This is a genomic window from Streptomyces sp. NPDC037083 (assembly GCF_055606485.1).
Genome location: NZ_JBVJSQ010000007.1, coordinates 448,321 through 456,973 on the forward strand (window position 1 = coordinate 448,321; position 8,653 = coordinate 456,973).

Below are 8,653 nucleotides of genomic sequence, written 5' to 3' on the forward strand. Positions count from 1 at the left end.
GCCGGCGTCAGGCGTTGCTGGCCGCCACCCAGCGCTCCAGGGCCCGCTTGGCCGCGCCGGAGTCGATCGACTCGGCGGCCCGGGCCATGCCGGCCCGCAGCTGCTCGGCCAGCGTCCCGGCGCCCGGGTCGAGCGCCACGAGCGCGGCCGCCGAGTTCAGCAGGACGGCGTCACGGACCGGGCCCGTCTCGCCCTCCAGCAGGCGGCGGGCGACCTCCGCGTTGTACGACGGGTCGCCGCCGCGCAGGGCCTCCACCGGGACCAGGTCCAGGCCGACGTCACGCGGGTCGAAGGTCTCCTCGGCGACCTTGCCGTCGCGCACGACCCACACGTGGGAGGTCGCCGTGGTGGTCAGCTCGTCGAGGCCGTCGTCGCCCCGGAAGACCAGGGACGAGTTGCCGCGCTCGGCGAAGACGCCCGCGACGACCGGCGCCATGCGGGGGTCGGCGACCCCGACCGCCTGGGCCCGCACCTTGGCCGGGTTCGTCAGCGGGCCGAGCACGTTGAACACCGTGCGGATGCCCAACTGGCCGCGCGCCGCGCCCACATGACGCAGCGCCGGATGGAACTTGATCGCGAAGCAGAAGGTGATCCCGGCCTCCTGCGCCACCTCGGCCACCCGGCGCGGGGTCAGTTCCAGATTGACGCCGAGCTTTTCCAGCACGTCCGAGGCGCCGGACGCGGAGGACGCGGCCCGGTTGCCGTGCTTGACGACCGTGGCGCCCGCGCCCGCGACGACGATCGCCGACATCGTGGAGATGTTGACCGTCTTCGCGCCGTCGCCGCCGGTGCCGACGATGTCGACGGTCCGCCCCGGCACCTCGATCAGGTTGGCGTGCTCGTACATCGCCCGGACGAGCCCGTTGATCTCCTCGACGGTCTCGCCCTTGGCCCGCAGCGCCACCACGAAGCCGGCGATCTGCGCGTCGGTCGCCTCACCGCGCATGATCCGGTCCAGCGCCCAGAACGTGGCGTCGGCGCCCTGGTCCTGGCCGTAGAGCAGGCCGTTCAGCACCTCGGGCCAGGAACGGCCCGCCGCGGTGTCGCCTCCAGCGGGGGTCACAGCGCTCATAGCCGCTCCTGCGTGTGTCGTCGTCCGTCGTGGGAACAGGGTGAACCCCCACCCTATCCAGCCACGGGCACGGCAAAGGGCCCCGTCCGAAGACCGGACGGGGCCCTTTGTGCGGCGTGGCGACGCCTCAGCGATCAGTGGTGGCCGTGGCCGCTCGTGATCTCCTTGTACTCCTCGACGGTGGGCTTCGGAATCTGCTGGTCCTCGCCGAAGTACGCTCCGCTGATCTTCGCGCGGAGCTTCTCCTTGCCGGTGACCTTGCGCTCGACGCCGTTCTCGTCGACGGTGGCGCCGATCGCGGCCGGCTCGTACTGCTCGTGCGCGGTGAGCGTGTGCAGCTGCTCCTGGCTGAGCGGCTCGTGGATCTCGATGAACTCACCGTGCGGCAGGCGCTTGATGGTGCCGGTCTCGCGACCGTGCAGCACCTTGTCCTTGTCGCGACGCTGCAGACCGAGGCAGATCCGCTTGGTGGCGATGTACGCGATGACCGGTCCGACGAAGAAGAAGATCCGGACGAACCAGGTGATCGAGTTGATCGACAGGTGGAAGTGCGTGGCCCACAGGTCGTTGCCGCCGCCGACCAGCGTGATCATGTACATCGTGACCCAGGCGACGCCGAGCGCCGTACGGGTCGGCGCGTTGCGCGGGCGGTCCAGGATGTGGTGCTCGCGCTTGTCGCCGGTGATCCACGCCTCGATGAAGGGGTAGAGCGCCAGCGCCGCGAGGACCACGCCGAACAGGACCAGCGGGATGAACACGCCCAGGACCAGCGTGTGGCCCCAGAGGTTGATCTCCCAGCCCGGCATGAAGCGGATCAGACCCTCGGCGAAGCCCATGTACCAGTCGGGCTGGGCGCCGGTCGACACCTGGTCCGGACGGTAGGGGCCCATGGCCCAGATCGGGTTGATCTGCGCGACGGCCGCGATGGCCGCGATCACGCCGAAGACCAGGAAGAAGAAGCCTCCGGCCTTGGCCATGTACACCGGCAGCAGCGGCATGCCCACGACGTTCTTGTTGCTCTTGCCGGGGCCCGCGAACTGCGTGTGCTTGTGGTAGAAGACCAGGATCAGGTGGCCCACCACCAGGCCCAGCATGATGCCCGGCAGCAGCAGGATGTGGATCGAGTAGAACCGCGCCACGAAGTCGTGGCCGGGGAACTCGCCGCCGAACAGGAACATCGAGATGTACGTGCCGACGATCGGCATCGACAGGATCGCGCCCTGCGTGAAGCGCACACCGGTGCCGGAGAGAAGGTCGTCCGGGAGCGAGTAACCGGTGAAGCCGGTGAACATGCCCAGGACGAACAGCAGGAAGCCGAACAGCCAGTTGACCTCACGCGGCTTGCGGAACGCGCCCGTGAAGAACACGCGCATCATGTGCACGAACATGCCGGCGAGGAAGATCAGCGCCGCCCAGTGGTGGATCTGCCGGATGAGCAGACCGCCGCGCACGTCGAAGGAGATGTGCAGGGTCGAGCTGAACGCCTCGGACATCAGCTGTCCCTGGAGCGGGACGTAGCTGCCGTGGTACTCCACCTCGTTCATCGACGGGTGGAAGAACAGCGTCAGATACACACCCGTCAGGATGATGATGATGAAGCTGTACAGGCACACTTCGCCCAACATGAACGACCAGTGGTCGGGGAAGATCTTGCGCATGTTGGCCTTGGCGAGGGAGTAGATCCCCAGCCGGCCGTCGGCCCAGTCGGCGATGCGCTCGCCGGCCGGAGCCTTCCCGCGTTCGCGGGCCGTGTTGCTTCCGTGGTTCTCTGTCGTGCTCATCCGCGCTCCCAGAAAGCAGGACCGACGGGCTCTTCGAAGTCGCCGAGCGCCTCGAGGTAGCCCTCGTCGTTCACACCGATGCGCAGCTGCGGCAGGGCGTGACCGGCGGGACCGAAGATCACTCGGGCACCGTCGGAGAGGTCGAAGGTGGACTGGTGGCAGGGGCACAGCACGTGGTGCGTCTGCTGCTCGTACAGGGAGATCGGGCAACCGACGTGGGTGCAGATCTTCGAGTACGCCACGATGCCCTCGTGCGACCACTCGAGCTCGCGCTTGTCCTTGATGTTGTCCGGCTGCAGCCGGACGATCATCAGGGCCGCCTTGGCGATCTCGTTCTGGAAGTCCTCGTCGTGCTCCTCCAGGCCTTCGGGCTTGGCGAAGGTGAGCGAGCCGACGGCGACGTCCGAGGGACGCAGCGGCTCGTTCGTGTTCATGTTGACGAGCAGCTTGCCCTTGGCCCACAGCGTGTGCCGCAGCTTGTCCTCGGGCAGCGGGCCGAGGTCGCGCAGCAGCATGATGCCGGAGAGCGGCACCAGGGCGACCGCGCCGAGCATCGTGTTGCGGATCAGCTTGCGGCGGCCGATCGCGGACTCCTTGGCGCCCTGCTTGAAGTCCGCGTGGACCTTCGCACGGACCTCGGGGCTCGCGGCGATCGGGTGCCGCTCGTCGGCGACCTCCACGTCCGACATCAGGGTGCGGGCCCAGTGGACCGCGCCGGCGCCGATGGTGAACAGCGCCGTGCCCAGCGTCAGACCCAGCGCGAAGTTCAGCGCGCTGAGGTGGCCGATCGGGAACACGAAGATCGACTTGTCGGCGGGGATCGCCACGTACGAGACGATGAAGCCGACCGTGGCCAGCATCGACAGCGTGAACAGGAAGGCGACCGCACGCTCGGACCGCTTGGCGGCCCGCTCGTCGATGTCCTGGACGCGGTGCTCGTGCGGCGGCAGACCGGGGTCCGCGAACGGGTTCTTCTCGTCCGCGACGCCTACCGCGCCGTGCGCGTGGCCCTGCTCAGCGGGCAGGTTCTCTTCAGGAATGTCTTGGCTACTCATGACTTCTTGGCCTTTGCGGTCCGAGCGGCGACCCAGACGGCGACCGCGATCAGGGCGCCGAGACCGAAGATCCAGGCGAACAGGCCCTCACTGACCGGCCCGAGGCCGCCCAGTTCCAGACCACCGGGGTTGTTCGTCTCGTCGCTGTTGACCGCGTGCAGGTACGCGATGATGTCCTTCTTGTTCTGCTCCGACAGGGTGGTGTCGGGGAAGGAAGGCATGTTCTGCGGGCCGGTCTGCATGGCCTCGTAGATGTGCTTCGGGTCCACGTCCTCGAGGGTCGGAGCGAACTTGCCCTTGGTCAGGGCGCCGCCCTTGCCGGTGAAGTTGTGGCACTGCGCGCAGTTGGTGCGGAACAGGTCGCCGCCCTTGGCGATGTCCGCGCCCTCCGGGCCGTACTCGGCCTCGGTCGGGACGGACGGGCCGGAGCCCAGGGAGGAGATGTACGCGGCGAGCTGGTCGATCTCGGCCTGCGTGTAGATGTTCTTCTTCTTCACCACCTGCGGGCCCTGGGAGGTCGCCGCCGGCATGCGGCCGGTGCCGACCTGGAAGTCGACGGCCGCGGCGCCCACGCCGACCAGGCTCGGACCGTCGGAGGTGCCCTGACCGCCGGTGCCGTGGCAGCTGGCGCAGCCGACGGCGTAGAGCTTCTTGCCCTCGTCGATGGTGAGGGACTGGGCGCTGTCGTCTGCCTGCGCCTTGCTCGCGGGCGCGAACGCGGCGTACAGCCCCCCAGTAGCCGCCAGCGCGAGGAGTAGGACGACGAGCGCCGCCAGCGGATGGCGTCGTCGTGCGGAGAGCTTTTTCACGGATTACCCCGGTGTCAGGATCTTCTGCGTCGATGCTTGGGATGTGCGGGAGCGAGCGTGCCCGGCTACTTGATCATGTAGATCGTGGCGAAGAGGCCGATCCAGACGACATCGACGAAGTGCCAGTAGTAGGACACGACGATGGCCGCGGTCGCCTGCTCGTGGGTGAACCTCTTGGCCGCGTACGTGCGGCCGAGGACGAACAGGAAGGCGATGAGGCCGCCCGTCACGTGCATGCCGTGGAAGCCGGTGGTCAGGTAGAACACCGAGCCGTACGGGTCGGAGGAGAGCGAGAGCCCGTCCTTCTTCACCAGCTCCGTGTACTCGTAGATCTGACCGCCGATGAAGATCGCACCCATGATGAAGGTGACGATGAACCACATCCGCAGCTTCTTCACGTCACCGCGCTCGGCGGCGAACACGCCGAGCTGACAGGTGAGGGAGGAGAGCACCAGGATCGTGGTGTTGGTGGCCGAGAACGGGAAGTTCAGGGCCTCGGCCATTTCCTTCCAGTGATCAGGACCCGTCACCGATCGCAGGGTGAAGTACATCGCGAAGAGGGCCGCGAAGAACATCAGCTCGGAACTCAGCCAGATGATGGTTCCGACGCTGGTGAGGTTCGGCCGATTGACCGACGGGTGCGCGTGCCCGGTTTCTACTGTCGTTGCTGTCGCCACGACCGACATTATGTCGGTCCCTTATCCCGCCCTCACTCCGGGGGGTGCCGTTCGGAGTGTTCGCACGCCGTGGAGTGCCCGTATGGCCCATCGAAGTCGTGTTCCAGGCGGTGTTGACGAGGTGGGCGAGGGAGTAGCATCCGCGGCATCGGTTCTGTCCGTACGACACTGATGTCACGGAGGAAGCATGCAGGCGACCGCCACGGTGCTGGTCTACAGCGACGACTCCAACACGCGGGAGCAGGTACGGCTCGCGACCGGCCGCAGGCCCGCACCGGACGTCCCTGTGGTGGAGTTCCTGGAGTGCGCGACGCCTGCGGCGGTGCTGCGGGAGCTCGACAAGGGCGGCATCGACGTCGTCGTCCTCGACGGGGAGGCCGTGCCCATGGGAGGCATGGGGCTGTGCCGTCAGCTCAAGGACGAGGTGTTCCAGTGCCCGCCGGTGCTGCTGCTCATCGGGCGGCCGCAGGACGCGTGGCTGGCCACCTGGAGCCGGGCGGACGCGGCCGTGACGCTGCCCGTGGAGCCCGTGGAGTTCGCGGCGGCGCTGGCCTCCCTGATGCGGACCAAGAGGCTTCAGCAGAGCGCGTGACGCCCGCGGAACAAGGGCGCGGCGGTACGGCGGCCCCATGGGTCCACCGTGGCCTGTCGCGCCCACGCGGCGCGGCCGCACAGGTCACGGCCCCGCGCCCCCGAGGGCTGACGGCGTCTACACGGCCGCCGGGCTGAGTCGTGCCGTGTCCTGGTTCGTCTCGCGCTTGCCGCCGGTCAGTGCGCTGCCCTTGGTCCATTTCGCCCAGTCCAGGTTCCAGTCGCCGAAGCCGTTGCCGAAGGTCTCCATCGTGTGGCCGTTGCTGTTGACGACCTGGACGACGTCGCCCTGACGGACGTTGTCGAAGAACCACTCGGCGTTGGACGTGCTCATGCCGGTGCAGCCGTGGCTGACGTTCTCGGAGCCCTGGGAGCCCACGGACCAGGGGGCGGCGTGCACGTACTCGCCGCTCCAGGTGACGCGGGTGGCGTAGTAGACGGGCAGGTCGTAGTTCTCCGAGGAGCCCTCCGCGATGCCCACGGTGGTGCCGCGCATCCGTACGAAGTACTCCTTGCCCAGGACGACCTTGACGCCGTTGCGGGTGTCGAAGCCGGGCTTGCCGGTGGTGACGGGGATCTGCTTGATCTCCTCGTTGTTCTTGAAGACCGTCATGGAGTGCGACGAGGCGTCCGTCACGGCGACGACCCGGTCGCCGATCGTCAGCTTGAGGTCCTTGGTGGGGCCGCCCCACAGCCGGTCGCTGATCTTGATGCCGTCCAGATTGCTGCGGACGCGGACCGTGGCGTGGGCGGGCCAGTACTCCTTGGGCCGGTAGTGGAGTTCCTTGTCGTCCACCCAGTGCCAGCCGCCCTGCGCGAAGGGCGTGGAGGTGACCTTGAGACCCCGTTCGACGACGGCCCGCTGGGCGGGGTCCTTGACGGGCTGGTCCAGCTTGGCGGTGACGGGCTGGCCGACGCCGTACTCGCCGGCGTCGGGGCCGAACTCGACCGCCAGCCGCTTCCTGGTGGTGGGTTTGCCGGTGTCGAAGGCGAGGACCCGGCGGCCGGGTGCGCCGTCGTCGTCCTCGGTGCTCACGCGGACCGTGTAGTGGGCGCCTGCGGCCAGCGGCTCGGTGCTGTGCCAGCGGCTGCCGTCGGCGGAGAGTTCGCCCGCGAGGTAGCGGCCTGTGCCGTCCACGGCGGTGACGTCCGTGATGCGGTCGTCGTCCTCCGCGGTGACCTCGAGCGGCTTGTCCGGGTCGGCCTTCTCGCCGTCGCCGTCGGGGCCGTTGAAGGAGATCTGGTCCGTCGCGTCGTAGGGGCGCGCGGAGAGCGGGTCGCCGTCCGAGCCGCAGGCGCCGGCGACCGCGACCAGGGCGATCACCAGCAGGGTGCAGCCGACGACGGTGCGGGTGCGGGGTTGGTGGCTCATGGCTTCACGCTAGGGAGCCGGGTCGGCCGCGGCGCGCTGAGTGACACGGACGGAGGACTCCGACTACGGCAAAAGCGTGAGCCCGGACCCTCCTGACGGAGTGTCCGGGCTCTCGCGGCATGCCACGCGTGTTACTGGGTGCGGTTCTCACCGCGGTAGTACTCGAAGACCCAGCCCCACAGACCGATCATGATCATCGGGACGGAGAAGTAGAGCAGCCACCAGCCGACCGCGACACCGAGGAAGGCCAGGGCGCCGCCGATGGCGAGCGACAGCGGCTGCCAGCTGTGCGGGCTGAAGAAGCCCACCTCGCCGGCGTCGTCCGCGACGTCCGCCTCCTTGTCGTCCTGCGCGCCCGCGTCGACCCGCCGGGCAGTGAAGCCCAGGTAGAAGCCGATCATGATGCACAGGCCGAAGGCCAGGAAGAGCGCCGTGGTACCGGCCGGCTCCTTCGACCACACGCCATAGACGACCGCCATGGCGAGGACGAAGACGCTCAGCCAGACGAACATCTTGCCCTGGATCTTCACTTGCCGGCCTCCTTGCTGCCCGCGATGGCGCTGGCGCCGTGGCCGCTGTGCTCCAGCTGCTCGAGCGCCGCGATCTCCGGGTGGTGCAGGTCGAACGCCGGGGATTCACTGCGGATCCGCGGCAGGGTGAGGAAGTTGTGGCGCGGCGGCGGGCAGGAGGTGGCCCACTCCAGGGAGCGGCCGTAGCCCCACGGGTCGTCGACGCCGACCGGCTTGCCGTACTTGGCGGTCTTCCACACGTTGTAGAAGAACGGAAGGACGGACAGACCGAGGACGAACGAGCTGATCGTCGAGATCGTGTTCAGGGCGGTGAACCCGTCGGCGGCCAGGTAGTCGGCGTACCGACGCGGCATGCCCTCGGCGCCCAGCCAGTGCTGGACCAGGAAGGTGCCGTGGAAACCGATGAACAGCGTCCAGAAGGTGATCTTGCCGAGGCGCTCGTCGAGCATCTTGCCGGTCATCTTCGGCCACCAGAAGTGGAAGCCGGAGAACATCGCGAAGACGACCGTGCCGAACACCACGTAGTGGAAGTGCGCCACCACGAAGTACGAGTCCGACACGTGGAAGTCCATCGGCGGCGAGGCCAGGATGACGCCGGTCAGTCCGCCGAAGGTGAAGGTGATCAGGAAGCCCGTCGCCCACAGCATCGGCGTCTCGAAGGACAGCGAGCCCTTCCACATCGTTCCGATCCAGTTGAAGAACTTCACGCCGGTGGGTACGGCGATGAGGAACGTCATGAAGGAGAAGAACGGCAGCAGCACTCCGC

At 68.1% G+C, this 8,653-nt stretch carries 9 protein-coding genes; 1 reads left to right on the forward strand and 8 read right to left on the reverse strand.

Features of this window, described 5'->3' with window-relative positions; translation table 11 throughout:
- Positions 1–7: 7 nt before the first annotated feature.
- The 5 genes from trpD to ctaE form a co-directional block, all read right to left on the reverse strand.
- Positions 8–1,072, reverse strand: a complete 1,065-nt coding sequence (gene trpD / locus ACZ7DE_RS21765) for an anthranilate phosphoribosyltransferase (RefSeq protein WP_470763585.1) — start codon at positions 1,070–1,072, stop codon at positions 8–10.
- Positions 1,073–1,206: 134 nt separating this feature from the next.
- Positions 1,207–2,853, reverse strand: a complete 1,647-nt coding sequence (qcrB, locus tag ACZ7DE_RS21770) for a cytochrome bc1 complex cytochrome b subunit (RefSeq protein WP_470763586.1) — start codon at positions 2,851–2,853, stop codon at positions 1,207–1,209.
- Entirely contained in the window at positions 2,850–3,908 is a 1,059-nt protein-coding gene (gene qcrA / locus ACZ7DE_RS21775; RefSeq protein WP_470763588.1) for a cytochrome bc1 complex Rieske iron-sulfur subunit, read from the reverse strand. The genes qcrB and qcrA overlap by 4 nt, the downstream gene beginning before the upstream one ends.
- Complete coding sequence (gene qcrC / locus ACZ7DE_RS21780; protein ID WP_470763590.1) at positions 3,905–4,717, reverse strand: cytochrome bc1 complex diheme cytochrome c subunit; 813 nt, start codon at positions 4,715–4,717, stop codon at positions 3,905–3,907. The genes qcrA and qcrC overlap by 4 nt, the downstream gene beginning before the upstream one ends.
- A gap of 65 nt (positions 4,718–4,782) precedes the next feature.
- Positions 4,783–5,403 (reverse strand): aa3-type cytochrome oxidase subunit III, encoded by a 621-nt coding sequence (ctaE, locus tag ACZ7DE_RS21785; protein ID WP_470763592.1) that lies wholly within the window; start codon positions 5,401–5,403, stop codon positions 4,783–4,785.
- A gap of 178 nt (positions 5,404–5,581) precedes the next feature.
- Between ctaE and ACZ7DE_RS21790 the strand changes: the two genes are divergently transcribed.
- Positions 5,582–5,986, forward strand: a complete 405-nt coding sequence (locus ACZ7DE_RS21790; protein ID WP_470763594.1) for a response regulator — start codon at positions 5,582–5,584, stop codon at positions 5,984–5,986.
- Positions 5,987–6,103: 117 nt separating this feature from the next.
- Here ACZ7DE_RS21790 and ACZ7DE_RS21795 read toward each other — a convergent pair whose 3' ends face one another.
- The 3 genes from ACZ7DE_RS21795 to ACZ7DE_RS21805 all read right to left on the reverse strand — a co-directional run.
- Positions 6,104–7,357: a L,D-transpeptidase gene (locus ACZ7DE_RS21795; protein ID WP_470763596.1), complete on the reverse strand. Its 1,254-nt coding sequence runs from the start codon at positions 7,355–7,357 to the stop codon at positions 6,104–6,106.
- 131 nt (positions 7,358–7,488) lie between these two features.
- A complete protein-coding gene (locus ACZ7DE_RS21800) occupies positions 7,489–7,887 on the reverse strand; it encodes a cytochrome c oxidase subunit 4 (protein ID WP_470763598.1) in 399 nt (132 codons plus the stop codon).
- On the reverse strand, positions 7,884–8,653 hold a 770-nt coding region (locus ACZ7DE_RS21805), incomplete at its 5' end, for a cytochrome c oxidase subunit I (protein ID WP_470763600.1). The genes ACZ7DE_RS21800 and ACZ7DE_RS21805, both read right to left, overlap by 4 nt.

Bases quoted from the DNA above. Each gene is read 5' to 3' on its own strand.
- qcrA (WP_470763588.1), bottom strand. From the start codon at position 3,908: ATGAGTAGCCAAGACATTCCTGAAGAGAACCTGCCCGCTGAGCAGGGC.
- ACZ7DE_RS21790 (WP_470763594.1), top strand. From the start codon at position 5,582: ATGCAGGCGACCGCCACGGTGCTGGTCTACAGCGACGACTCCAACACG.
- trpD (WP_470763585.1), bottom strand. From the start codon at position 1,072: ATGAGCGCTGTGACCCCCGCTGGAGGCGACACCGCGGCGGGCCGTTCC.
- qcrB (WP_470763586.1), bottom strand. From the start codon at position 2,853: ATGAGCACGACAGAGAACCACGGAAGCAACACGGCCCGCGAACGCGGG.
- ctaE (WP_470763592.1), bottom strand. From the start codon at position 5,403: ATGTCGGTCGTGGCGACAGCAACGACAGTAGAAACCGGGCACGCGCAC.
- ACZ7DE_RS21795 (WP_470763596.1), bottom strand. From the start codon at position 7,357: ATGAGCCACCAACCCCGCACCCGCACCGTCGTCGGCTGCACCCTGCTG.